General features: G+C 69.3%; 21 protein-coding genes. 14 read left to right on the top strand and 7 right to left on the bottom strand.

Annotated features, from left to right (window positions below; genetic code table 11):
• Nucleotides 1-3: 3 nt before the first annotated feature.
• Both RIB45_RS08235 and RIB45_RS08230 read left to right on the top strand, forming a co-directional pair.
• On the top strand, nt 4-1,317 hold the full coding sequence (locus tag RIB45_RS08235; protein ID WP_350049766.1) for a phenylacetate--CoA ligase family protein: 1,314 nt from the start codon (nt 4-6) through the stop codon (nt 1,315-1,317).
• Between the two features lie 9 nt (nt 1,318-1,326).
• A complete protein-coding gene (locus tag RIB45_RS08230) occupies nt 1,327-2,085 on the top strand; it encodes an enoyl-CoA hydratase/isomerase family protein (protein WP_350049765.1) in 759 nt (252 codons plus the stop codon).
• Nucleotides 2,086-2,102: 17 nt separating this feature from the next.
• On the opposite strand, the gene RIB45_RS08225 is transcribed toward RIB45_RS08230, so the two are convergent.
• Nucleotides 2,103-2,597 (bottom strand): hypothetical protein, encoded by a 495-nt coding sequence (locus RIB45_RS08225; RefSeq protein ID WP_350049764.1) that lies wholly within the window; start codon nt 2,595-2,597, stop codon nt 2,103-2,105.
• A gap of 101 nt (nt 2,598-2,698) precedes the next feature.
• On the opposite strand from RIB45_RS08225, the gene RIB45_RS08220 reads away from it, so the two are divergent.
• Nucleotides 2,699-3,571, top strand: coding sequence for an AraC family transcriptional regulator (locus tag RIB45_RS08220; protein ID WP_350049763.1), 873 nt, complete (start codon nt 2,699-2,701; stop codon nt 3,569-3,571).
• A 13-nt stretch (nt 3,572-3,584) separates the two neighbouring features.
• On the opposite strand, the gene fghA is transcribed toward RIB45_RS08220, so the two are convergent.
• The 6 genes from fghA to apbC form a co-directional block, all read right to left on the bottom strand.
• Nucleotides 3,585-4,424 (bottom strand): S-formylglutathione hydrolase, encoded by an 840-nt coding sequence (gene fghA, locus RIB45_RS08215; protein ID WP_350049762.1) that lies wholly within the window; start codon nt 4,422-4,424, stop codon nt 3,585-3,587.
• A gap of 14 nt (nt 4,425-4,438) precedes the next feature.
• Nucleotides 4,439-5,548 carry an S-(hydroxymethyl)glutathione dehydrogenase/class III alcohol dehydrogenase gene (locus RIB45_RS08210; RefSeq protein ID WP_350049761.1) on the bottom strand — a complete coding sequence of 370 codons (1,110 nt, stop codon included), beginning with the start codon at nt 5,546-5,548 and terminating at the stop codon, nt 4,439-4,441.
• Between the two features lie 84 nt (nt 5,549-5,632).
• Nucleotides 5,633-6,391, bottom strand: a complete 759-nt coding sequence (locus RIB45_RS08205; RefSeq protein WP_350049760.1) for an HpcH/HpaI aldolase family protein — start codon at nt 6,389-6,391, stop codon at nt 5,633-5,635.
• Nucleotides 6,392-6,651: 260 nt separating this feature from the next.
• Complete coding sequence (locus RIB45_RS08200; protein WP_350049759.1) at nt 6,652-7,857, bottom strand: 2'-deoxycytidine 5'-triphosphate deaminase; 1,206 nt, start codon at nt 7,855-7,857, stop codon at nt 6,652-6,654.
• An 83-nt stretch (nt 7,858-7,940) separates the two neighbouring features.
• Nucleotides 7,941-8,852: a CAP domain-containing protein gene (locus RIB45_RS08195; protein WP_350049758.1), complete on the bottom strand. Its 912-nt coding sequence runs from the start codon at nt 8,850-8,852 to the stop codon at nt 7,941-7,943.
• An 8-nt stretch (nt 8,853-8,860) separates the two neighbouring features.
• Entirely contained in the window at nt 8,861-10,021 is a 1,161-nt protein-coding gene (gene apbC / locus RIB45_RS08190) for an iron-sulfur cluster carrier protein ApbC (protein WP_350049757.1), read from the bottom strand.
• 369 nt (nt 10,022-10,390) lie between these two features.
• Here apbC and hflK point away from each other — a divergent pair, with 369 nt between their 5' ends.
• The 11 genes from hflK (at nt 10,391) to RIB45_RS08135 (ending at nt 24,066) form a co-directional block, all read left to right on the top strand.
• The gene (gene hflK, locus RIB45_RS08185) at nt 10,391-11,560 is read left to right on the top strand and encodes an FtsH protease activity modulator HflK (RefSeq protein WP_350049756.1); all 1,170 of its coding nucleotides are present in this window, start codon (nt 10,391-10,393) and stop codon (nt 11,558-11,560) included.
• Complete coding sequence (gene hflC / locus RIB45_RS08180; protein WP_350049755.1) at nt 11,557-12,450, top strand: protease modulator HflC; 894 nt, start codon at nt 11,557-11,559, stop codon at nt 12,448-12,450. The genes hflK and hflC overlap by 4 nt, the downstream gene beginning before the upstream one ends.
• Nucleotides 12,451-12,551: 101 nt before the next feature.
• Nucleotides 12,552-12,749 carry a DUF2065 domain-containing protein gene (locus RIB45_RS08175; RefSeq protein WP_350049754.1) on the top strand — a complete coding sequence of 66 codons (198 nt, stop codon included), beginning with the start codon at nt 12,552-12,554 and terminating at the stop codon, nt 12,747-12,749.
• Nucleotides 12,750-13,061: 312 nt separating this feature from the next.
• Nucleotides 13,062-14,576, top strand: a complete 1,515-nt coding sequence (locus RIB45_RS08170) for a DegQ family serine endoprotease (RefSeq protein ID WP_350049753.1) — start codon at nt 13,062-13,064, stop codon at nt 14,574-14,576.
• A gap of 99 nt (nt 14,577-14,675) precedes the next feature.
• The gene (locus tag RIB45_RS08165; RefSeq protein ID WP_350049752.1) at nt 14,676-15,416 is read left to right on the top strand and encodes a 2OG-Fe(II) oxygenase; all 741 of its coding nucleotides are present in this window, start codon (nt 14,676-14,678) and stop codon (nt 15,414-15,416) included.
• Between the two features lie 107 nt (nt 15,417-15,523).
• A complete protein-coding gene (gene pepN / locus RIB45_RS08160) occupies nt 15,524-18,157 on the top strand; it encodes an aminopeptidase N (RefSeq protein ID WP_350049751.1) in 2,634 nt (877 codons plus the stop codon).
• Between the two features lie 149 nt (nt 18,158-18,306).
• Complete coding sequence (locus RIB45_RS08155; RefSeq protein WP_350049750.1) at nt 18,307-19,740, top strand: dihydrolipoyl dehydrogenase family protein; 1,434 nt, start codon at nt 18,307-18,309, stop codon at nt 19,738-19,740.
• A gap of 66 nt (nt 19,741-19,806) precedes the next feature.
• On the top strand, nt 19,807-21,432 hold the full coding sequence (locus tag RIB45_RS08150; protein ID WP_350049749.1) for an MBL fold metallo-hydrolase: 1,626 nt from the start codon (nt 19,807-19,809) through the stop codon (nt 21,430-21,432).
• On the top strand, nt 21,429-22,253 hold the full coding sequence (locus RIB45_RS08145) for an LOG family protein (RefSeq protein WP_350049748.1): 825 nt from the start codon (nt 21,429-21,431) through the stop codon (nt 22,251-22,253). Before RIB45_RS08150 ends, RIB45_RS08145 begins: the two co-directional genes overlap by 4 nt.
• A gap of 21 nt (nt 22,254-22,274) precedes the next feature.
• Nucleotides 22,275-23,093 carry an isocitrate lyase/PEP mutase family protein gene (locus RIB45_RS08140; protein ID WP_350049747.1) on the top strand — a complete coding sequence of 273 codons (819 nt, stop codon included), beginning with the start codon at nt 22,275-22,277 and terminating at the stop codon, nt 23,091-23,093.
• A gap of 403 nt (nt 23,094-23,496) precedes the next feature.
• Entirely contained in the window at nt 23,497-24,066 is a 570-nt protein-coding gene (locus tag RIB45_RS08135; RefSeq protein ID WP_350049746.1) for a queuosine precursor transporter, read from the top strand.
• The last annotated feature ends 1 nt before the right edge of the window (nt 24,067 follow it).

Genomic DNA, 24,067 nt, shown 5'->3' with positions numbered 1-24,067 from the left:
GCGATGAGAGAGGCGCTGGCGGATGGAGCGGATTTTGCGGAGCTGGAGGCGCTGGCGCGCCGGCGCCAAACGCTGTGGGAAGACCAGCGCGCTCGGCTCGCCGCCTCCGCCTTCCTGCACGCGGCCTGGGACGGGGCCGCCCCGCCGGAGCGCTTGGAGGACCTGCCCGACCTTCCGCTGATCGACAAGGCGACGCTCCGGGAGGATCAGTCGGCGCATCCGCCCTTCGGCTCTTATCTCGCGGCGCCTCCGGAGCGAATCGCCCGCGTCCATCGCACCTCCGGCACGACCGGCCAGGCCATGACTCTCGCGCTCTCCGCAGAGGACGCGCATCAAACGGCGATCGTCGGCGCGCGGGCGCAGCGCGCCGCCGGCCTCGCGCCGGGCGTGCGGGTCGTCCATTGCCTCAACTATCGGCTCTGGATGGGCGGCTTCACCGACCACACGACCCTGGAGGCCGCGGGCGCGACGGTCGTCCCCTTCGGCGTCGGCGACAGTCGGATGCTGATCCGCACCATCCGCGAGCTGGGCGTCCAGGCGATTTCGTGCACGCCCAGCTACCCGGCCGTCCTCGAACGCGTGATCGCCGACGACTTCCCCGACCTCGCGCCCGCCGATCTGCGGCTCGAACTCGGCCTCTTCGGGGGGGAGCCGGGCCTCGACGATCCGGCCTTCCGCGCCCGGCTGGAGGGCGTCTGGGGGTTTCAGGCGCGCAACGCGAATTACGGCGTCTCGGACGTCTTCTGCAATTTCGCGGCCCAGACGGCGGCGGACTCAAGCTTGCACTTCATGGCGCTGGACGTGCTGCACCCCGAGCTGATCGACCCCGACAGCGGCGCCCCGAAACCGTGGCGCGCCGGCGAGCGCGGCGAATTGGTGCTGACCCATATGGCGCGGGAATGCCAGCCGCTGGCGCGTTTCCGAACCGGCGACGTGATCGACCTGGTCGCGACCGACCGCGCGCCCTGCGGACGGACGAGCCCGCGCTTCCGGGTCGTCGGCCGGGCGGACGACATGGTGGTGGTGCGCGGGATCAACATCTTCCCCACCCAGATCGCGGCCTGCGTCACGGCGCAGGCGGGGTTGTCGGGGGAGTACCGCATCGCACTGCCCGGGCCCGGCCCCTACGACAGACTGCCGGTTCAGGCCGAGGCGGCGGAAGGCCGAGCGCCGGACGACGCGCTGGCCCGCGCCCTCGAAGCGCGGATCAAAAGCGAGTTGGGCGTCAGCGCGACGGTCCACATGCTGGAGTTCGGCGCGCTGCCGCGCACCGAGGGCAAAACGCGGCGCGTGGTGCGCCTGGACGAGGACGGGTAGGAGCGGATCATGGGCGAGGCGGTCTTGGTGCAGGATATCGGCGACGGCGTGCGGCGCGTCAGCCTCAACCGGCCGGATCGGTTGAACGCGATCAACCCGGCCTTGCTGGCCGACCTGACGGCGGCGCTGCGCGCGGCCGACGCCGACCCGGCCGTCCAGGCGATCCTGCTGACCGGTGAAGGCCGCGCCTTCTGCGCCGGCGACGATCTGAAGGAGTTCGACGCCCAGGCCGGCGACAGCGAGGGCGCCAGCCGCACCTATGTCGAGGCGATCCAGGACGTCACCCGCGCCCTGGTGCTGGGTCGCACGCCCGTGATCGGCGCGATCCGCGGCTGGGCCGTGGGCGGCGGCCTGGAGTGGGTGATCAACTGCGACCTGGCGGTGGCGTCCCGGGGGACGCGCTTCTTCTTCCCGGAGGTCTCCTGGGGCCTGTTCGTCACCGGGGCCGTGACCGCCTTGCTGCCGCGGCTCGTCGGGCTCGCCAAGGCGCGCGAGCTTATCCTGTTCGGCGAGCGCTTCGAGGCCGAGGACGCGAAGCGCTGGGGTCTGTTGCACGATGTCGTCCCCGAGGAAGCGCTGGAAGAGAACGCCCGCGCGCTCGCAGCCCGGGTCGCCGCCCTGCCGCCCGGGCCGGTCGCAGCCCTCAAACGTTGCCTCGCCTACGGATTGGCGGCCGAGGATCTGGAGCGCGCCATGGCGCTGGAAACGGAGGCAACGGTCGCCGGCTTCCGCGATCCGGAAACCGCGCGGCGGATCGCCGGCTTCTAGCGGCGGGGCGGGTCAGGTCAGCCGCGCCGCACCTGCCGGTCGGGGTTTTCGGCCGCGCCGGTCTCGAACAACGCGCGCCGCATGATCCCCAAAACCTCGTCGGCCCGATTGTTCGTCGCGACGAAGTAGCCGCTCGCGCGCTCGGCCGAGTGTTCGATCGGATGCGGCCTGTCGTACAGATCCTCGCGACGCCGCGCGACGGGGCGCTTGGTGCGCTTCTTGCCCTGCGCCAGCCGCTCCAGCACGCCCGGCCAGCGCGACTCCAAGATCTCCAACCTGTCGGTCAGAAGCTGCGCCGCCGAGCCGAAGCGATAGACGGCGTCGTCGAGCTCAAGTTCATAGGGCTGTGAGGCCCGTCTCGCCTTGTAGGACAGATCGACGCGCCGCGTCGCCGTATCCGCCGGAGGGCCGGGCGGCGCGCGCTCATCGCCCTTTTGCTGCACGCCGTCACCCGCGCCGTGCGCGGCGCCGCCCTCGTCGCGGGCGCTGGCGGCGGCGTCGAGGGCGACCAACCTCTCCGCTGCGAAATCGAAGCGATGCGACGGCGACCGGGTCGCAACCGCGCACAATTCTACAAGAGCGGCCGCAGGCTGCGTGCTATCGTTCCGCCGTCATGACCCAACAAACGATCGATCAGCAATCGGCCCTGGCGGCGGAGCCGTTGGGCGCGGCCGAGGAGGCGCGCTTCTGGCGCGATCCGCGTTGGCGCGATCTGGAGTGTCTGTCGGCCCAGTTCGTCCGCCATGTCTACGCCCCGCACGTGCACGACACCTACGCGCTCGGCGTGATCGAGGCGGGGGTGGAGTTCTATCGCTACCGCGGACAGGAGCATGCGGCCGGCGCCGGCGATCTCATCATCCTCGACCCGCACGAGCTGCATGACGGGCGGCCGGGCGAGGCCGGCTATCGCTATCGTATGATGTATCCCGCGCAGGAGCTGATGGCCGAGATCGCGGGCGAGTTGGCCGACCGCCCGCGCGAGGCGCCGCATTTCCCGGAAGCGCTGGTCGGCGACCCGGCCGTGACCGACGCCTTTCGCCGCGCGCACGCGCTGCTCGAAGCGGACGCCGAACGGCTGCAGAGCGACGGCGCGCTGGTCGAGGCGCTGGCGCTGCTGATTCGGCGCTGCGGCGAGCGGCCGGACCCCGCCCGCCTGGCGCGGCGCGAGGATCGCGCGGTCGCGCGCGTCGCCGAGGCGATCGAGGAGACGCTGGATCAGGATTGGTCGCTGGAGGATCTGGCGGCGCTGGTCGGCTTCAGCCGCTACCGGCTGATCCGCAGCTTCCGCAAGACGCTGGGCGTGACGCCGCACGCCTATCGCCTGTCGCGCCGGGTGATCCGCGCGAAGCGGCGGCTCGCCGCCGGCGCGAGCCCCGCGGACGCCGCGCTGGACGCCGGCTTCTGCGACCAGGCGCATCTGACGCGCTGCTTCAAGAGCGTGGTGGGGGTGACGCCGGCCGCGTTCCAGCGCGCCTGCCGGACGTGAGCGTCGCCGACATCTAGACGCCCAGCCGCTCCGCGTGCCAGGCGAAATGCTCGCCCATGAAGGTGGCGATGAAGAAATAGCTGTGGTCGTAGCCCTGCTGCAGGCGCAGCTCCAGATCGACCCCGGCGCGGTTGCAGGCCTCCTGAAACAGCTCCGGGCGAAGCTGCTCGGTCAGGAATTGGTCGGCGTCGCCCTGGTCGATCAGGATGTCCGACGGCCAGCCGCGCGCCTCCACCAGCTTGCAGGAATCGTAGTCGGCCCACGCCGCTTCGTCCGATCCCAGATAGCCTTTCAGCGCCTTCTGGCCCCACGGGACCGTCGCCGGGGCCGCGATCGGCGCGAAGGCGGAGACCGACTTGAAGCGGTCGGGATGCTTGAGCGCGATGGTGAGCGCGCCGTGCCCGCCCATCGAATGGCCGAAGATCCCGCGCCGCGCGCCGTCGAAGCCGAACTCCCGCTCGGCCAGCGTCGGCAGTTCATCGGCGATGTAGGAATACATGCGGTAGTTCCGGTCCCACGGCGCGACCGTCGCGTCGACGTAGAAACCGGCGCCGCTGCCGAAATCGTAGGCGTCCTCGTCCGGCACGCCCTCGCCGCGCGGGCTGGTGTCGGGGGCCACGACGGCGATCCCGTACTCCGCCGCCCAACGCTGGGCGCCCGCCTTCACGGTGAAGTTCTCTTCCGTGCAGGTCAGCCCGGACAGCCAATAGAGGACCGGCGGCGGACCCTCCAGCCCCTCCGGCGGGTGGTAGACGGAGACCCGCATCGCCGTCCCGGTCTCCCGGCTCTCATGGCGATAGACCGCCTGGATCCCGCCGAAGCATTTGTTCTCGCTGATCGTCTCGAAGGTCATACGGGCCCCGCGCCTCAGAACGTCACCACCGAGCGGATCGACTTGCCCTCATGCATCAGATCGAAGGCCTCGTTGATCTGGTCGAGCGGCAGGGTGTGGGTGATCATCGGGTCGATCTCGATCTTGCCGTCCATGTACCAGTCGACGATCCGCGGCACGTCGGTGCGCCCGCGCGCGCCGCCGAAGGCGGTGCCGCGCCAGCTGCGGCCGGTGACCAGCTGGAAGGGCCGCGTGGAGATTTCCTGGCCGGCGCCGGCGACGCCGATGATTATGCTCTCGCCCCAGCCCTTGTGCGCGCATTCGAGCGCCTGGCGCATGGTGTTCACGTTGCCGATGCACTCGAAGCTGTAGTCGGCGCCGCCGCCGGTCAGTTCCACCAGATGCGGGACCAGATCGCCCTCGACCTCCTTCGGATTGACGAAGTGGGTCATGCCGAAGCGCTCCGCCATCGGCTTCTTGTCGGGGTTGATGTCGACGCCGACGATCATGTTGGCGCCCACCATCCGCGCGCCCTGGATGACGTTGAGGCCGATGCCGCCCAGGCCGAAGACCACGACGTTGGAGCCCGGCTCGACCTTGGCCGTGTTCACCACCGCGCCGATGCCCGTCGTCACCCCGCAGCCGATGTAGCAGACCTTGTCGAAGGGCGCGTCGTCGCGGATCTTGGCCAGCGCGATCTCCGGCAGCACCGTGATGTTGGAGAAGGTGGAGCAGCCCATATAGTGCAACAGCTTCTCGCCGTTCAGCGAAAAGCGCGAGGTGCCGTCGGGCATCACCCCCTGGCCCTGCGTCCCGCGGATCGCCTGACACAGGTTGGTCTTGGGGTTGAGGCAGTACTCGCACTCCCGGCATTCGGGCGTGTAGAGGGGGATGACGTGATCCCCTTTCTTCAGATGCCGCACGTCCGGGCCGACGTCGACGACGACGCCCGCGCCCTCATGGCCCAGGATGGTGGGGAAGGCGCCTTCCGGATCCTCGCCCGAAAGCGTGAAGGCGTCGGTGTGGCAGATCCCGGTCGCCTTGATCTCGACCACCACCTCGCCCGCCTTGGGGCCCTCAACCTCGACCTCTTCGATCGACAACGGCTTGCCGGCCCCGAAGGCCACCGCGGCGCGCGCTTTCATGGAACTGCTCCTCCCGCTTGATGCGTCTTTCCGCCTGTTTGTGTGGGGATCGTGCCAGCCGATCCAAGCCTGCGCAACAAGGGCCTAGCGCTTCAATCGCCCCAGCGCGCTCTCCGCCGCGCCGCGCATGAAGGCCAGGTCGACGTTCAGGCTGATCCAGCGGTAGCCGAGCGCGATCATCTCATTCGCCATCTCGGCGTCGCCGCAGTGGATGCCGGCCATCACGCCGGCCTCCGCCGCCTTTTTCGGGATGATCTTGATCGCCTCCACCACGTCGGGGTCGTCCGGCATGGGCTTGGGCAGATTGCCGAAGGTGAAGCCGAGATCGTTCGGCCCGACCAGCAGGCCGTGCAGGTTCGGCGTCGCTAGGATTTCGTCGAGCGCGTCGAAACCGTCGCGCGTCTCGATCATGCCGGAGGCGAAGACGGCCGCGTTCGCCTCGGCCGCGTAGTTCGGCCCGCCGGTGAGCCCCGCGCGCACCGGCCCCCAGCTGCGCCGCCCCTCGGGCGGGTAATGGCTGGCGGCGACGATCGCCTTGGCGTCGTCGGCCGTGTCGGTCAGCGGCGCGATGATTCCGCCGGCCCCGCAGTCGAGCGCCCGGCCGATCACGGCCGCGTCGTTCGAGGGAACCCGCATGATCGGCGTGCAGCCCGCGCCGGCGACCGCCGTGGTCATGGCGATCGCCGTCCCCTCGTCCATGCCGCCGTGCTGGCGGTCGACGATCAGGAAGTCGAAGCCGGCGTGGGCCAGGGTCTCCGCCGTAATCGCGCTGTCGGCCATCAGCATGCAGCCGACGGCGACGCCGCCCTCCTCCCAGATCTTCTTCAATGCGCGCGCATGCATGGATCGCGTCCCCCCGGTTGATGTCGATTTTCCCAAGCTATGGCACGGGCCGGGGGATTGTGAAAGACGGGGGGCGGGGCCAGGCTGGCCGCGGGTTCCGGTTCTGCAGGGGGGGGGATCAAGTCAATCCAGCCTTCGGGGCGGGTCCCCGCGAAGGCGGGGACCCGCCCCCTCCATCGCTTGAGCGCGTTGCTGGAGGCCCCCGCCTTCGCGGGGGCGCCTCCGGGGGGAAGGGGGGGGGTCTTCGAGCGGTCCGCCCCCTACCGCCGGAACTGCTTCGAGAGCGCCAGCGCCTGCCCCTGATAGTTGGAGCCGATGCCGGATCCGTAGGGGCGGTCGGTCGGGCGGCTCAGGCGCTCGAACAGGACGCGACCCATGATCTGGCCGTGGTCGATCAAGAAGGGCACCTCGTGACTGCGCACCTCCAGGACGATCTTCGCGCCCGCCGGTCGATCGCCCTCATAGCCGAAGCCCGGGTCGAAGAAGCCGGCGTAATGGACGCGGAACTCCCCCACCTGGGTGTCGTAGGCGACCATGTCGGCGGCGTAGTCGGCCGGGATCGCCACCTTCTCCTTGGAGGCGAGGATGAAGAACTCGTCCACGCCGAGCACGATGCCGCCGCTTTCGGGCTTGCGGATCGGCTCCCAGAACGCGGCCGGCTCGCAGACGCCGACCCGGTCGACGTCGATCGCATCCTCGGCCCGTTTGGCGCGATAGCCGACGATCTCGTCCGGCCCGGCGGACTTCAGATCGACCGACAGCGCGATCGCGCCCTGCTTGATGTCGATCTCGTCCCCCGGCGCGTCGGCGTCGGAGTCATGCACCAGCCGGGCGCGTTCGTTCAACTCGCGGATGAAGCTGTCGGAGGTGCGCGGGCGGCCGAAGCGCAGACGCAACTGCGCGAGCCGCGAGCCTTCGCGCACCCGCACGTGGAAGGAGCGCGGCGCGATCTCGAGATAGAGCGGCCCGCAATAGCGCTCGCGCACGGCGTCGAATTCGGTGGCGTGATCGGTGATGAGCCGCGCGAAGACGTCCAGCCGCCCGGTCGAGCTCTTGGGATTGGCCGAGCCCGACCAGCGGCGTCCCAGCCTTACCGATTCCTGCAGCGGGACGAGATAGACCGAGCCCCGCTCCAGCACCGCGCCGTCCGGGCCGTCGAGGGCGATCCGCTCCAACGCGAACTGCGCGAGCTTCTGCTCCACCGTCTTGGTCGGGCCGGGCAGGAAGCTCGCCGGCAGCTTGTAGGCGAGCGCGCCCAGGCGCAGATCGAGGCTGGCCGGCTGGATCTGCGCCTCGTCGATCCCGCGATCCGCGCGCAGGTCGCCGCGCTCGATGGCCGCCTTGATCCCCTGCGCCGGCAGGATGCCGGTCGCCGTCTCCGGCCCGGCGCCGATCTCCGGCAGCGCCGGCTGTATCGGATCGGGCGCTGCCAGTCCGAAAATATCGGGCGTCGAGGGATCGGTCATCGGCGACGGCGGTCCAGCGGTTGGGACGACAGACGGGCGGAGATCAGAGCGCGCTTAAGCCTAACGAAGCGGACCCGCCTAGGCTAGCGCGGCGCCGCCAGCGTCATCGCCCAGTAGTGGTGCACCGTCAAGCGCCCGCGGTCGCGCGGCAGATAGCGATACCCGACGCCGATCTCGCGCACGTCCTTCGAGAGCATCGCCTCGCGGTGGCCGGTCTTCGAGCGGATCCAGCCGTCGACAACCTCGCGAGGCGTCGGCTGACCGGCGGCGAGATTCTCCAGCACCGCGCTCCAATGATACCCGGTACGGTCGACCCGGTCGGCGGGTCCGCTTCCCTCCGGCGCGAGGTGCGCGAAGAAGTCCCGGCGCGCCATATCTTCGGCGTGCGCCTGGGCCGCCTGATCGAGCAGCCGATTTCGGCTGAGCGGGATCAGGCCGTTCTCGGCGCGGAACGCGTTGACGTAACTCAGGATTCGATCGCCCCAGCCGGACGCCGCGGGACCGGTCGGCGCGGCGAGGACGACGCTGTAGACGTTAGGCGGCGGCTGCGGTTGATCGGCCGGCGCGCGGGGGAGCGCGATATGGCCGGCCCCGATCTCGACAAAGCCGGGGTCGAGCAGCGCCTCCCGGCGCGTGCGGTCGGCGGCCCAGGCCCGCGCCTGCCCGACAGGGTCGAGGTCGCCGCCTTCCACAAAGGCGCGCATGGCGAGATAGGCGTACGCGCTGTCGGAGAGCTGTTCGGCCACATCAAGGGCCGGATCGTCGCGCCGGACGCCGCGCGCGGAGGCGGCCGCATAGCCCTCCGCGATGCGACCCAGGCGGGGCTCGTAGCGCAGCGGCGCAAGCCCCCGTTCCGCGCGGATCTCGTTGATCGCGCCGATCAGCGCGCGTTCGGGTCCGTCGAGCGCCCGCGCCGTCGGCGCGGCGGCGAGGCCGGCGGCCAGCACGGCGAGAAACCCCGCCGCTAGGATCCGAAGCCGCGCCGCGCCGCCCATCGCGCTCCCTACTCCATCGAGATCTTGGGCGCCTGGCGCGCCCCGCCGAGGACGGAGTCGCGCACCTGTTCGGCGATCGCGAGATAGGCCTTGGCGTGCGGGCCGTCAGGCTCGCTCACCACCACCGGACGCCCGCCGTCGGAGGTCTCGCGGATCAGGATGTCGAGCGGGATCTCGCCGAGGAAGGGCGTTCCCAGCTTCTCCGCCTCGCGCTTCGCGCCGCCGTGGCCGAAGACGTGCGCCTCGTGGCCGCAGTTCGGGCAGACATACATCGACATGTTCTCGATGATGCCGAGCACCGGCACGTCCACCTTGCGGAACATGTTCAAACCCTTGCGCGCGTCGAGCAGCGCGATGTCCTGGGGCGTCGAGACGATCACCGCGCCGGACAGCGGCGTGTTCTGCGAAATCGTCAACTGCGCGTCGCCCGTACCCGGCGGCATATCGACGATCAGGATGTCGAGGTCGCCCCAATCCACGTCGGCGAGCATCTGCTGCAGCGCGCCCATCACCATCGGGCCGCGCCAGACGACCGGCTGGTCCTCTGAGACGAGAAAGCCCATCGACATCGCCTTGATCCCGTAATTCTCCATCGGCTTTAGGATCTTGCCGTCCGGCGATTCGGGTCGGCCGGAAACCCCCAGCATGCGCGGCTGAGAGGGGCCGTAAACGTCGGCGTCCAGCATGCCGATCTTGAGGCCAAGCGCCTTCAGACCCAACGCCAGATTGACCGCCGTCGTCGACTTGCCGACGCCGCCCTTGCCGGAGGCGACGGCGACGATGTGCTTGATCCCGGCCGCGCCGCCCTTCTTGGCGCCGCTGGTCCCGGAGCCCGCGCCCGCACCCTGCGGGTTCTGCGAGCCGGCGGCGGCGCCGCCCTTCGGTCCGGCGCCCTGCGTCCCGCCCTTCGCCTTGCCTTTGCTTTCGGCGGTCAGCACCGCCGTCGAAGATAGGACGCCGGGGATGGCGGCGACGGCGTCCTCGGCCTTGCGCCGTACGGTCTCGTAGTCGCCGGCCTTCGCCGGGTCGATCTCGATCGAGAACTGCACCATGCCGTTCTTGACCGCGATGCCGGAGATCATGTCGCACGAGACCACGCTTCGCTTGGCGAAGGGGTCCTGCACGCTTTGCAGAGCGTCGAGGATCTGGGCTTCGGTGACGTCGGCCATTGCGGGATCCGTTCTTCCATCCATACCGGTTGTTTGAGCCCGCCAGAGGGCGGGTCGCGACTTTTTCGCGCGGGGCCCGGTCTCGGCCGCGCTTTCGGGGCGGAAAGCATTGGCGCGCGAGCCTTGGGGTACATATATGAAGGCGGGTTGGGACGCAAAGGGTCCGGGTCGGGCGACGCGGCGCGGACGTCGCGGCGCAAAAAGGCGCGGACCGGGCTTGATTCGTCCCCGCACAAGATAGTGTTATGCCCGCGCCGTCGATCACGGCGCGCGGATGCGACTACCTCTAAGGGGCGATCTCCAAGGGGGCGATCGACGCGGGCGAGGCGAAACGCCTGAGCGAGCATCATGGAACCGGAGCGATAAAGCATGCCTTGGCAGAATAACGGCGGCGGCCCCTGGGGCGGCGGCGGCAACAGCGGCGGGGGCGGCGGCCCGCAAAGCCCGTGGGGGCGCGGACCCGGCGGCGGCGGCGGTCGCGGACCGCAACCGCCCGACGCGGAAGAGCTGGTCCGGCAGGCGCAGGAGCGTCTGAAGAAGATGATCCCGGGCGGCTTCGGCGGCGGCAAGCTGGTCGGCGTGATCGCCGGCGTGCTGGTGGCCGTGTGGCTGGCGACCGGCTTCTATACGGTCGACACCAGCCAGCAGGGCGTCGAGCTGGTCTTCGGCGAGTTGTGGGAGACCACGGGCGAAGGCCTGAACTACAATTTCCCCGCCCCGATCGGCGACGTCCTCCTGCCGGAGGTCACCACGGTCAATCAGACCAACATCGGCTTTCGCGACAGCGGCCGCGGGACGTCCCGCAACGTCGAGGAAGAAAGCCTGATGCTGACCGGCGATGAGAACATCATCGACATCAAATTCACGGTCTTCTGGAAGATCAACGACGCCGGGCGCTATCTCTTCAACATCCGCAATCCGGACGACACGGTGAAGAACGCCGCCGAGTCCGCGATGCGCGAGATCATCGGCCAGACCAATTTCGAATTCGCGCGCACCAGCGGCCGGACCGAGGTCGAGAACCAGGCGCAGGATCTGACGCAGCAGATTCTCGACTCGTACGAGGCCGGCATTCTCATCACCAACATCGAGACGCAGTCGGTGGATCCGCCCTCGACCGTGATCGACGCGTTCCGAGACGTGCAGGCGGCCGCGGCCGACCGCGAAAGCAAGATCAACACGGCCACCGCCTATCTGAACGAGGTGACGAACCGCGCTCAGGGTCAGGCCGAGCAGATCGTGCGCGAGGCCGAAGCCTACAAGGAAGAGCAGATCAATCAGGCCGAGGGTGAGACAGACCGCTTCCTGGCGATCCTGACCGAATACAAGCAGGCCCAGGACGTCACCAAGCGGCGGATCTATCTCCAGACCATGGAGAACATCTTCGCGAACATGGAGAAGGTGCTGATTGAAAACGGCCAGGGGGGCGCGGGCGTGCTGCCCTATTTGCCGCTCGACGCGCTCAATCAGGATCGCACCGGCCGCACCAACCCGCGGCAGGTGGAGCAGGAAAGCACCGGTAGGAGCACGACCCAATGAAACGCACCGGCATCATCATCGGAGTCCTCCTGGCGGTCGGCCTGATCGTCCTGTCGAGCGCCGCCTTCACGGTGCGTGAGACCGAACAGGTCCTGATCCGTCAGTTCGGCGAAGTGCAGCGGATCGTCGGCCAGCCCGGTCTGCACTTCAAGATTCCCTTCATTCAGAAGGCCACCTACTTCGACAAGCGCATTCTCGATTTCGACGCCGAGCGTGAAGAGATCCCGACGCTGGATCAGAAGCAGTTGGTGGTCGACGCGTTCGCGCGCTACCGCATCGTCGACCCGCTGCGCTTCTATCAGTCGGTCGGCAACGAGGCGGGCTACCGCGATCAGTTGACGCAGATCCTGGCCAACGCGCTGCGCTCGCAGATCGGCTCGATAACCTTGTCGACGGTTCTGACCGAAAAGCGGGCGGACCTGATGGAGCGGATCGCGGACTCGGTCGACACGGAATCCCGCAACCTCGGCGTGGAAGTGATCGACGTGCGCATCAAACGCGTGGACCTGCCGGAGGAGAACAGTCAGGCGATCTATCGCCGGATGACCACTCAGCGTGAGCAGGAAGCGCGGCGCATCCGCGCGGAAGGCGACAAGGAGGCTCAGCGCATCCGCGCCGACGCCGACAAACAGCGACGCGTCATCATCGCGGAGGCTCAGCGCAAGGCGGAAGTGCTGCGCGGCGAGGGCGACGCCCAGGCGCAGAACCTCTACAACGCCGCCTACACGCAGGACGAAGGGTTCTTCGACTTCTGGCGCTCCATGCAGGCGATGCAGAAGGGGCTGGCGCCGGACACCACCACGCTGGTGGGGCCGCCGGACAGTGCGTTCTTCCGCTACTTCCAGGACCAGGATCCCGACGAGGCGATGCTCGATCGGTCCGCGAACTGATCGGCCGCCTCACGCGGTCGCCTTGCAATGCGATCAGCGCCCCGTCGGTCGGACCGGCGGGGCGCTTTTCTTTCCGGCCCGATTTCGCCACGCTTCGGCTCATGGATGATTTCTGGATCGCATTGCTGAGCGCGCTGGGCCTGGTTCTGGTGATAGAGGGGCTGGCCTACGCGCTGTTCCCCGACGGCGCGAAGCGGCTGGCCGCGTTGGCGCAGAGTCTGCCGGCGGAGAGTCTGCGCCGCGGCGGCTTGATCGCGGCGCTTGTCGGCGCCTTCATCGTCTGGCTGGCGCGCGGTTGAGCGCCGCCCCGGAACAAGCGGAGGCGCCTGGCGCGCGGCCCCCGGGGGAACGAATTGTGGCGAGATCAGGGTATTTTCATCCTGACGAGCGGCGCCCGTTGATCACCTGTCCCCGCCGTCCCACATCGTCTCCCAGTCTGGTCGGCGGCGCGGACGCCGCTATATCTCTGGTCAGTCCCGCCCTTTCGCGGCACTGTTTCAGAGTGGAGATCGCGCCGACCGGCCGGTTACGGCGAAACAGCCCGGTTCCGCCGCTTCGTGCGGCGTTCGGCCGGCAGACGCAGACATCATATACGGGAGACGATCAAAACCATGTCTCACCCCATCCCCCATCACCGGCGCGCACGCGCCGCGACCGCCGCCGGCCGGCTTTGGCTGGGCCGCGCGATCGCGACGACGCTCGCCCTGACCATGGCGATCGTCCTCGCCGCCAGCGCGCACGCGCGCGGCGCGCCCGAAGGCTTCGCCGATCTGGCCGAGCGGTTGCTGCCGGCGGTCGTGAACATCTCCACCACTCAGGAAATGGAAGGCGGCGAGCAAGGGCCGGGCTTCCGGCTGCCTCCCGGTTCGCCGTTGGAGGATTTCTTCGAGCGCTTCGGCGACCCGCGCGGCGGCGGCGGTCCGCCGCGTCAGGCGCAGAGCCTCGGCTCCGGCTTCGTCATCGACGCTGAAGCCGGCATCGTCGTCACCAACAACCACGTCATCGACGGCGCCGACGAGATCAAAGTGATCCTGCAGAACGACGAAGAGCTGACGGCCGAGCTGCTGGGCACCGATCCGAAGACGGACATCGCGGTGCTGTCCGTCGGCGAGGGGCATAACCTGACGCAGGTGCCCTTCGGCGACAGCGACGCGGCGCGCATCGGCGACTGGGTGGTCGCCATCGGCAATCCGCTGGGCTTCGGCGGCACGGTCACCGCCGGCATCGTCTCGGCGCGCGGCCGCGACATCAACGCCGGTCCGTACGATAATTTCATTCAGACCGACGCGCCGATCAATCGCGGCAACTCGGGCGGCCCGCTGTTCAACCTCGACGGCGAAGTGATCGGGATCAACACCGCGATCATCAGCCAAAGCGGCGGCTCTATCGGCATCGGCTTCGCCATTCCCTCGAACCAAGCCGAGCGCGTGGTGCAGCAGATCCGCGAATTCGGCACGACCAAACGCGGTTGGCTCGGGGTGAACATCCAGGGCGTGACCGACGACATCGCCGAAAGCCTCGGCCTGTCCGAAGCGATGGGCGCGCTGGTCGCCAACGTCTATGACGACAGCCCCGCCGATCGGGCCGGCTTCAAGTCGGGCGACGTGGTCATCGAGTTCAACGGCGAAAAGGTGCCGAACCACCGCGCCCTGCCCCGCATGGTCGCCAACACCGAGGTCGGCAAGACCGTCGACGTCGCCGTCTGGCGCAACGGCGAGCGCGAGGAGCTCGAAGTCACCCTGGGCGAGCTCGAGAAAGTCGATCTCGCCGCGCTGCGCGCCGAGGACGGCGGCGGCGACGCCCCGGGCGGCTCCGAATCGGTCGTCTCCGTCGAAGCGCTGGGGCTGAGCTTGGCGGAACTCGACGCCCAGATCGCCGAGCGGCTGGAGATCGACCCCGACACCAAAGGCGTCGTCGTGACCGACGTCGCCGAGGGGTCGGACGCGGCCGAGAAGGCGCTTCAGCCGGGCGACGTGATCCTGGAGGTGAACCAGAACCCGGTGACCACGCCGGGCGAGGTCGCCGCCGCCGTCCAGAAAGCGCAGGACGCGAACCGCAAGTCGGTTCTGCTGCGCGTTGAGCGTGACGGCGAGCAGCGCTTCACCGCGGTGCGCATTCAGGGCTGATTCGAGGGGCTCCCCCGGCCCGAGACGAGAAGGCCCCGCCGGCGCGCCGGCGGGGCTTTTTCTATAGCGGGCGCCGCAGCGAAAACGCTACCTTAGATCATGCTCGCCGATACGCTTCTCGCAAAGGCCGATCCGGCCGCCATCCGGCGCGATCCCTTCCCGCATCTGGTGATCGACGAGGCGCTGCCGACGGACCGGGCGCGCGCGCTGTTGGACAGCGCGCCGGACCCGACGGCGGGGTGCGGCCGCCCGGCGAGCCGCATCCCGATCGAAGCGCGGTTGATGACGACGCTTCCCTTCTATCCCGAAATCTGGCGCGCCTTCACCGAGCGTCACACCCGCCCGGACGTCACCCGCGCCGTCCGGCGGCTGTTCGCCGATCACTGGCCCGCCCATTCGGCCGATGTCGATCTGGAGACCCCGCGCTACGCGCTGTTGAACGGCGCGAACGCCGACGCGGCCGAAATCATCACCGACGCGCGGTTGGAGACGATCTCGCCCAACCCGGACGCACCGGCCAGCCATCGCGGGCCGCACCTCGACGATCCGGCGCGCCTTTTCTCCTGCCTGTGGTACCTGCGCGCACCGGAGGACGAGGGGGCCGGCGGCGGACTGACGCTCTACCGCTTTCGCGGCGAGCGGCCGGCCCGGGCGGAGGACGCCTTCGCGCTGCCGGACGCGGCGGTCGAGGCCGTGGAGACCCTGGCCTATCGCTTCAACCGGCTGGTGCTGTTCCCCAACCGCCCGGACGCCTTGCACGGCGCGGCGGAACGGGCGCCCAACCCACTGCCGCGACGCTATGTCTTCGTCACCGCCGAAACGCGCCGTCCGCTCTACTGAGAGCCCCGTCCCCCTTGACGCAGTCGCCCCGAACCCGATGTTAGACGCACCGCGCGGCGCGCCCCGCCCGCCGATCGTCGTCCCTCACCCGTCATATCGGAGCGTTCATGAAGACCGAGCAACCGCCCGTCATCCGGCTCAGCGAGTACACCGCGCCCGCTTTCGCGATCCCGCGCACGGAGTTGAGCGTCGATCTCGACCCCTCGCGCACGATCATCGAGGCGCGCCTTAGCGTCGAGCGCACCGACGGCGACGCCGAAAGCCTGACGCTGAACGCCGAGGGCATGGAGCTGCTGGGCCTGGAGATCGACGGCGAGGCGGTCCCCGAGGACGGCTATCGTCTGGCGGACGAGCAGCTTTCGATCGCCCAGGTTCCGGAACGCTTCACGCTCACCGCCCGGGTCGCGATCGACCCGCAGAGCAACACGCGGCTCGAAGGGCTTTACCGCTCCAACGGCGTCTTCTGCACCCAGTGCGAGGCTGAGGGTTTTCGTCGGATCGCGCCGTTCCTGGACCGCCCGGACGTGCTCTCCACCTTTCGCGTTACGATCCGCGGCGACAAGGAAGCGAACCCGGTGCTGCTCTCCAACGGCAACCTGGTCGAGAGCGGCGGTCTGGACGACGGCCGCCACTACGCCGTCTGGGACGACCCCTTCCCCAAGCCGAGCTACCTCTTCGCCCTGGTGGCGGGCGATCTGGGCCGCCTGAGCGATCGCTTCACCACCCGGTCGGGCCGGGAGGTTGATCTTCACATCTATGTCGAGCACGGCAACGAGCCGCGCGCCGAATATGCGATGGACGCCCTCAAGCGCTCCATGCGCTGGGACGAGGAGCGCTTCGGCCTCGAATACGATCTCGACATCTTCAACATCGTCGCCGTCAGCGACTTCAACATGGGCGCGATGGAGAACAAAAGCCTGAACGTCTTCAACGCGAAGTACGTTCTGGCCGACCCGGAAACTGCGACCGACGGCGACTTCGCCGCGATCGAAGCCATCGTCGCGCATGAGTATTTCCACAATTGGACCGGCAACCGGGTGACCTGCCGCGACTGGTTCCAGTTGAGCCTGAAGGAGGGTCTGACGGTCTTCCGCGATCAAGAGTTCACGGCCGACGTGCGCTCGCGGCCCGTCAAGCGCATTCAGGACGTCCGCGCGCTGCGCGCCCGGCAGTTCCCGGAAGACGCCGGCCCGCTGGCGCATCCCGTGCGCCCCGACAGCTACATCGAGATCAACAACTTCTACACCGCGACCGTCTATGAGAAGGGCGCGGAGGTGATCCGGATGCTGCACAGCCTGCTGGGCGAAGAGGGCTTCCAGAAGGGCATGCGGCTCTATTTCGAGCGCCACGACGGCCAGGCCGTCACCTGCGACGATTTCGTCGCCGCCATGGCTGACGCGAACGAGCGGGATCTGAGCCGCTTCAAGCTCTGGTATTCCCAGGCGGGGACGCCGGAAGTCTCGGCCGAGGGACGCTTCGATCCGGACGCCAAGACCTATCGCCTTACGCTCACCCAGGCGACGCGCCCGACGCCGGGCCAGCCGAAGAAGTCGGCGCTTCACATCCCGATCAAGGCCGCGTTGATCGACGCCGACGGCCGTCCCGCCCCGCTCTGCCTGGAGGGGGCGGAGCTCGGGACGGAGACGATCCTGCACCTGACGGAGGATCGTCAGGACTTCGTCTTCGAGGGGCTGGACAGCGCGCCGACGCCTTCGCTCAACCGCGAATTTTCGGCGCCGATCCGACTGAGCCAGCCGCTCGACCGGGATCAACGGGCCTTCCTTATGGCGGCCGACGACGACCCTTTCGCGCGCTGGGAGGCTGGCCAGCAATACGCCTGCGACCTGTTGCTCGAGATGATCGAGGCGCTCTCCCGCGATGAGGAGCCGACGGTCGATCCCGCCTTCATCCGCGCGATGCAGAAGACGCTCAGCGATGAAAGCCTCGACGACGCCTTCCGGGCCCAGGTCCTCACCCTGCCCAGCGAAGAGTATATCGGCGAGCAGATGAAGACGGTGGACGTGGACGCGATCCACACCGCGCGCGAGGCGTTGAAACGCGCGATGGCGGTCGCGCTGAAGGAGGATCTGCTGGCGGCCTATCAAACGCGCCGCGCCAATGCGCCCTTCTCGCCGGACGCGGCGCAGGCGGGCAAGCGCGCGCTGAAGAACGCGAGCCTCGCCCTGCTGGTCGCGGGCGGCACGGCGGATGCGGCCGAACTGGCCCGCACGCAGTACGATGCGGCGAACAACATGACCGACCGTATGGCCGGCCTGTCGCTGATGGCCGCCTACGCGTTGCCGGGACGGGACGAGGCGCTTTCCGACTTTCGGGCGCGCTTCAAGGACGACGAGCAGGTGATGGACAAATGGTTCGCCGTCCAGGCGGCCTCGCCCCAGTCGGACACGCTCGCGCGCGTGCGCGAGTTGATGAACGACCCCGCCTTCTCGATGAAGAAGCCGAACAAGGTCCGCGCGCTCCTCGGCGCCTTCGCGGCCGGCAATCCGGTGCAGTTCAACCGCCCCGACGGCTCCGGCTACGATTTCCTGGCGGAGCAGACGATCGCGCTCGACCGGCTCAACCCGCAGGTGGCGGCGCGACTGATCGGCCCGCTGGGTCATTGGCGGCGCTTCGACGCCAACCGCCAAGCCCGCATGAAGACGGCGCTGGAGCGCGTGCTGGCGGCCGACGGCCTCAGCCGCGACGTCTACGAGATCGCGTCCAAGGCGTTGGCGGAGTAGCGGCATCCCTGCGCCCCCTCCCGCCGGAGCCGGGGGGCTTCTCCCGTTTCCCTAACGTCAACGTGATCGCACGTCACTGGCCGGGACGCTTGGCCTCTCCCACCTAATCGGCGTATCCAGGAAGCCGACGAGGGGAGCCCACTCAGGCCATGAGCGAGATCATCGAGACCGACATCTGCGTCATCGGCGCCGGGAGCGGCGGCCTGTCCGTCGCGGCGGGGGCGAGCCAGATGGGCGCGCGCGTCGTCCTGATCGAAAAGGGCGAGATGGGCGGCGACTGCCTGAATTACGGCTGCGTGCCGTCGAAAGCCCTGATCGCCGCCGCCCGCGAAGCCCAGGGGCGGCGCGAGGGCGGGCGCTTCGGTCTCGACGCGCCGGAGCCCGAAATCGACATGGCGCGCGTCGCCGCCCATGTTCGCGGCGTGATCGCCGCAATCGAGCCCAACGACAGCCAAGAGCGCTTCGAGGGCATGGGCGTGCAGGTGATCCGCGCCGAAGCCCGCTTCACCGGGGAGCGCGAGCTCAAGGCCGGCGACGCCCGGGTGCGCGCCAAGTACTTCGTGATCGCGACCGGCTCGTCCCCCTTCGTCCCGCCGATCCCGGGCCTGGATCGGGTTCCCTATCTGACCAACGAGACGCTGTTCGAGGTCGACAAGCCGATCGGCCGGCTCCTCGTCGTCGGCGGCGGGCCGATCGGACTGGAGATGGCGCAGGCCCACCGCCGCCTGGGCGCGGACGTCACCGTCGTCGAAGCGGCGCGGCTGATGGGCAAGGACGACCCGGAGGCGGCGGCGGTGGTGATAGAGCGCCTGCGCGCGGAGGGCGTCTCATTCCGCGAAGGCGCGAAGGCGTCGGGCGTCGCACAGGGCGATGACGGATCGATCCGACTTACGGTCGAGACCGAGGCGGGCGAGGAGACGCTGGAAGGCGACCGGCTGTTGATCGCCGTAGGCCGGGCCGCGAATGTCGACAGTCTGGATCTGGACAAGGCCGGGGTCGCCTTCGACCGGCGGGGCGTTCAGGTCGACGGGCGTCTGCGCACGACCAACCGCCGCATCTTCGCGATCGGCGACGTCGCGGGCGGCCTGCAGTTCACCCACATGGCGGGCTATCACGCCGGCGTCGTCATCCGCCAGATGCTGTTCAAGATGATCTGGGCCAAGGCCGACGACCCGGCGGCGCCATGGGTCACCTACACCGACCCCGAACTGGCGCAGGTCGGTTTGAGCGAAGCTCAGGCGGTCGAGCGCTTCGGGGAAGGCGCGATCAAGATCCTGCGCTGGGGCTTCGAGGAGAACGACCGCGCCCAGGCGGAGCGCGACCTCCACGGCTTCGTGAAGGCGGTGCTGGACAGACAAGGCCGCGTGCTGGGTGCGACGATCGTCGGCGCCCACGCCGGCGAGTTGCTGCTCCCCTGGTCGATCATGGTGCGCGAACGCCTTAAAATCTCAAAGCTCGCTTCCGTCATCGTCCCCTACCCCACCCGCTCGGAAGCCAGCAAACGCGCGGCCGGCAGCGCTTTCACCGAAACGCTCTTCTCCGATCGGACGAAGAAGATCGTGCGTTTCCTGCTGCGGTTCTGAGCGCGGCGTAACGCGCCGAGGCGATTTCCTTGTCCCCGTCGGGAAACCCCTCCTATGCTCGGGGTCATGAGCGTCACCCTTTCCTTTCACGGCGCCGCCGGCACGGTCACGGGCTCCGCCTACGCGCTGGAGCGCTCGGGCGAGATCGTGCTGGTCGACTGCGGTCTGTTCCAGGGACCGAAAGCGGTGCGCGCGCTGAATTACGGCGCGCTGCCGATCGATGTGAAGCGGCTGTCGGCCGTGCTGCTGACCCACGCCCATATCGACCATTCCGGCCTGCTGCCCAAGCTGGCGGCCGCGAGCTGGGAGGGACCGATCTTCGCCACCGAGGCGACCTGCGACCTGCTGGACTTCATGCTGCGCGACACGGCGCACATCCAGGAGGTCGAGGTCGAGCGCCTGAACCGGCGCAACCAGCGTCGCGGCCGACCGACGGTGACGCCGATCTACACCCGGGCGGATGCGGAGCGGACGATCCGCATGCTGCGCCCGGTCGCGTTGAGGGAGACCGTCGGCGTGGTCGACTGGCTGGCCGCGCGTTTCTGGAACGCCGGGCACATCTTGGGCGCCGCGTCGATCGAGATCGAGGCCGCCGCGCGCGAGGACCGTCCGATGCGCCTGTTGTTTTCGGGCGATCTGGGACCCGGCGGCAAAGCGTTCCACGATGACCCGGACGGCCCGCATGAGGGCGTGGACCACCTGATCCTGGAATCCACCTATGGCGGACGGGTGCGCCCCCGCCTGGACGAGCAGGCTCGCCGCGACGCGCTGGCGCAGGTGCTGACGGCGGCGCTCGCGCGCGGGGGGCCGATCCTGATGCCGGTCTTCGCGGTCGAGCGGACGCAGGAGCTGCTTTACGACATCGACCGACTGATCGACGAGGGGCGACTGCCCGATCTGGAGACCTTCCTGGACAGTCCGCTGGCGATCCGCGCGACGGAAGCCTTCGACCGCCATCTGCCCAAAGTCAACGAGCCCGGCACGCCGCATCCCTTCCGCCGCAAGAGCCTGCATCTGGTGATGGAGGCGGCGGACAGCATGCGGCTGTCGCGGCTGCGCGGGCCGGTCCTGATCATGGCGGGCAGCGGCATGTGCGACGCGGGACGCATCCGCGAGCACATCGTCGACCATCTGTGGCGGCCGGAGACGACGCTTGTGATCGTCGGCTATCAGGCGCCGGGCACGCTCGGCCGCGTGATAGCCGACGGGGCGAAGCGCGTGCGGATCCACGGGGCCGAGATCGAGATCGCCGGCCGGGTCGAGACGCTTGACGTCTATTCCGGTCACGCCGACGCCGAGGAGTTGGCCGCCTGGGCGGCGGCGCGGGCGCCGGTCCGCGGCACGCTTTTCCTGACCCACGGCGAGGCGGCGTCGCGCGCGGCGCTCTATGAACGCTTGGCGAGCGGGGGATGGCCGCGCGAGCGGATCGAGTCGCCCGAGCTCGACCAACGCTATCGCCTGCGCCCCGGTCGCCCCGCCCAGGCGATGAAGAAGCCGCGCCGCCGCGCCGCGGCGAAGACGCTGGCCGCCCAAGGCGAGGCGGATTGGCACAATCGTTACGCGGCCGCGTCGCTGGCGCTGTCGCAGGCCCTCAAGGACGCGCCGGACGACCGCGCGCGCGACCGCCTCTTGGCCCGAGTCGAGAAGGCGCTCGGCCTCGCGCCTGGGAAATCCGCGAGGAAACGCCCATGATAGACGACCCCTCCGAGACCCGCGCGCCGCACGGCCTGGCGCCGAACAGCCATCGCCTCGCCTTTGAGGACGCGGCGTTCCTGTGGCGCGACGAGATGCGCCCGATGCGTCTCGCGGCGGAATTCGCCAAGGCCGACCTGGTGCTGCGGGATTGGAAGATACGATCGACCGTCGTGTTCTTCGGCAGCGCACGCCTGCGCCCGAATCCGGCCGATTGCGCGCCGCTGCCGCCGGGCGCGTCGCGCGACGCGACCCTGCCGGCCGCGCTCTACGAGGAAGCGCGCGTCTTCGCCCGGCGCGTGGCGGCCTACGGCGAGGCCGCCTTCGAGACCTCCGGCGGGGCGCACCGCGACTACGTCGTCTGCACCGGCGGGGGTCCGGGCCTGATGGAGGCGGCGAACCGCGGCGCGGCCGAGGCCGGCGCGCCGACCATCGGCCTCAACATCGACCTGCCGCACGAGCAGGCGCCGAACCGCTGGGTCACGCCGGGCTTAAGCTTCCGCTTCCAGTACTTCGCCCTGCGCAAGATGCATTTTTTGCTGCGCACCAAAGCGTTGGCCCTGTTCCCCGGCGGCTTCGGCACGCTGGACGAGCTGTTCGACGCGCTGACGTTGATGCAGACCGGCAAAATCCCGAAGATCCCGATCCTGATGTTCGGCGCCGACTATTGGCGCCGCGTGGTCGACTTCGACGCGATGGCCGACGCCGGGACGATCGATCCGGCCGACCGGGATCTGATGCATTGGGTCGCCGACCCGCAGGAGGCCTGGGAGGCGCTGGCCGCGCATGAGGGCCTGGAGCGGAGCGCGGGCGCCGACTGAGCTCGGGCGAAGGAGACGGACATGATGGACAAACACAAAGGGTTCCGCGATCTGCATCGGTCGGAGGGCTGTTTCGTTCTCGCCAACGCTTGGGACGCGGGATCGGCCAAGATGCTCGCGGCCGCGGGGGTGCAGGCGATCGGCACGACCAGCGCCGGCCTCGCCTACGCGCTGGGGGAGCGCGACGAGGCCGAGGCGATCGGCTTGGAGCGCGCGCTGGAGAATATCGCCGAAATCGTCGCCGCAAGCGACCTTCCCGTCAGCGCCGACTTCGAGAACGGCTACGCCGACAGCCCCGCCGGGGTCGCCTATGCGATCCGGCGCTGCGCCGAGACGGGCGCAGCCGGTGCCAGCATCGAGGATCTCCCGGGCGACCCGTCGCGCGGCCTCTACGACCCCGGCTTCGCGGCCGAGCGCATCGCCGCCGCGGTGGAGGCGGCGCGCGGCCTTGGCCGGCCCTTCACCGTCACCGCGCGGGCGGAAAGCTATCTCGTCGGCGTTCCCAAGGCGGCGGACGACGCGTTGGATCGCCTGCAGCGCTATGCGGCGGAGGGGGCGGACTGCGTCTACGCGCCCGGCGTGCGGGATCGGGACGAGATCCGTCGGTTGGTCGAAGAGACCGGCGCGCCGCTCAACGTGCTGATCGGGATCAAGGGGATGGAGGCGAGCCTCGACGAGATGCAGGCGCTTGGCGTCAAGCGCCTGTCGGTCGGCGGCGCGCTGTCGCGCCTCGCCTGGCGGGCGGTGATGGACGGGATCGCCGAGTTGCGCGACGGCCGCTTCACCTTTCCCGAGCGCATGGCGAGCGATGCGGAGATCCTTCGGGCGATGGGGAAGTAGAAGAGCCGACCCGCCAAACGCTTTTCCGCTGGAGGCGGCGGGAGAGGAATCGCGATTATCGCCGATGGACTACGGCCGCCATCAAGCCAGCCCCCTCCCAACTCCAGAGACACACCCCGTCGGCCCGGCCTCGAGCCGGGCCACCCGGTGACGGCGCATCGCTCAGGCGCCGGGCGTCCCGGCCCTTGCGGCCGGGACGACGGCGGGGCGGGCGGGATTCGAGAGGCGCCATGCCCGGGCCGCCTCGCTCAGCTGTCTACGCTCGACGCGCCCCGCCCCAATTGACGCCCGCGCGCCGCGCGGCTATATCCCCGCGCACCCAAAGACGGACGTCGGGGGCGCGGCCCGTGCTGCGCCGGCCTTTTCAGGAAGGCCAATTCGCCCGACGCAAAAGGGACAGGTCATGACGAACGACGCCCCGAAGGCGGCGCTTTTGGCGCCGCCGATGCTGGCCATGGGTCTGGTGATCCTGGCCGCCAACATTCTCGTGCAACACCCAATCCAGGCGACGATCGGATCGCTCGACCTCGCCAATTGGCTGACCTACGGCGCGATCAGCTATCCGATCGCCTTCCTGGTGACGGACGCGACCAATCGGCTGTTCGGCCCGGCGGCCGCGCGGCGGGTCGTCTATGTCGGCTTCGCGGTCGGCGTGACGCTGTCGCTCGTCTTCGCCGATCCGCGCATCGCGATCGCGTCGGGAACCGCCTTCCTGACCGCGCAGCTGCTGGACGTGCTGGTGTTCGACCGGCTGAGGGCGCTTCGCTGGTGGACGGCGCCGCTGGCGAGCTCGCTCGTCGGATCGGCCGTCGACACGGCGCTTTTCTTCTCGATCGCCTTCTACGGCACGCCGGTCCCCTGGGTGAGCCTCGCCTTCGGCGACTTCCTGGTGAAGCTCGCGATGGCGCTGGTGCTGCTGCCGGCCTTCCGGGCGATCGTCGCCTGGTATCCGAAGCGGCTGCAGACCGCCTGAG

Source organism: Marivibrio sp., from assembly GCF_040218065.1.
Taxonomy (GTDB): Bacteria; Pseudomonadota; Alphaproteobacteria; order UBA8366; family Aestuariispiraceae; genus Marivibrio.
Note: the sequence above shows the minus strand (reverse complement) of the source record. Positions and strands in the feature narration are given on the sequence as shown.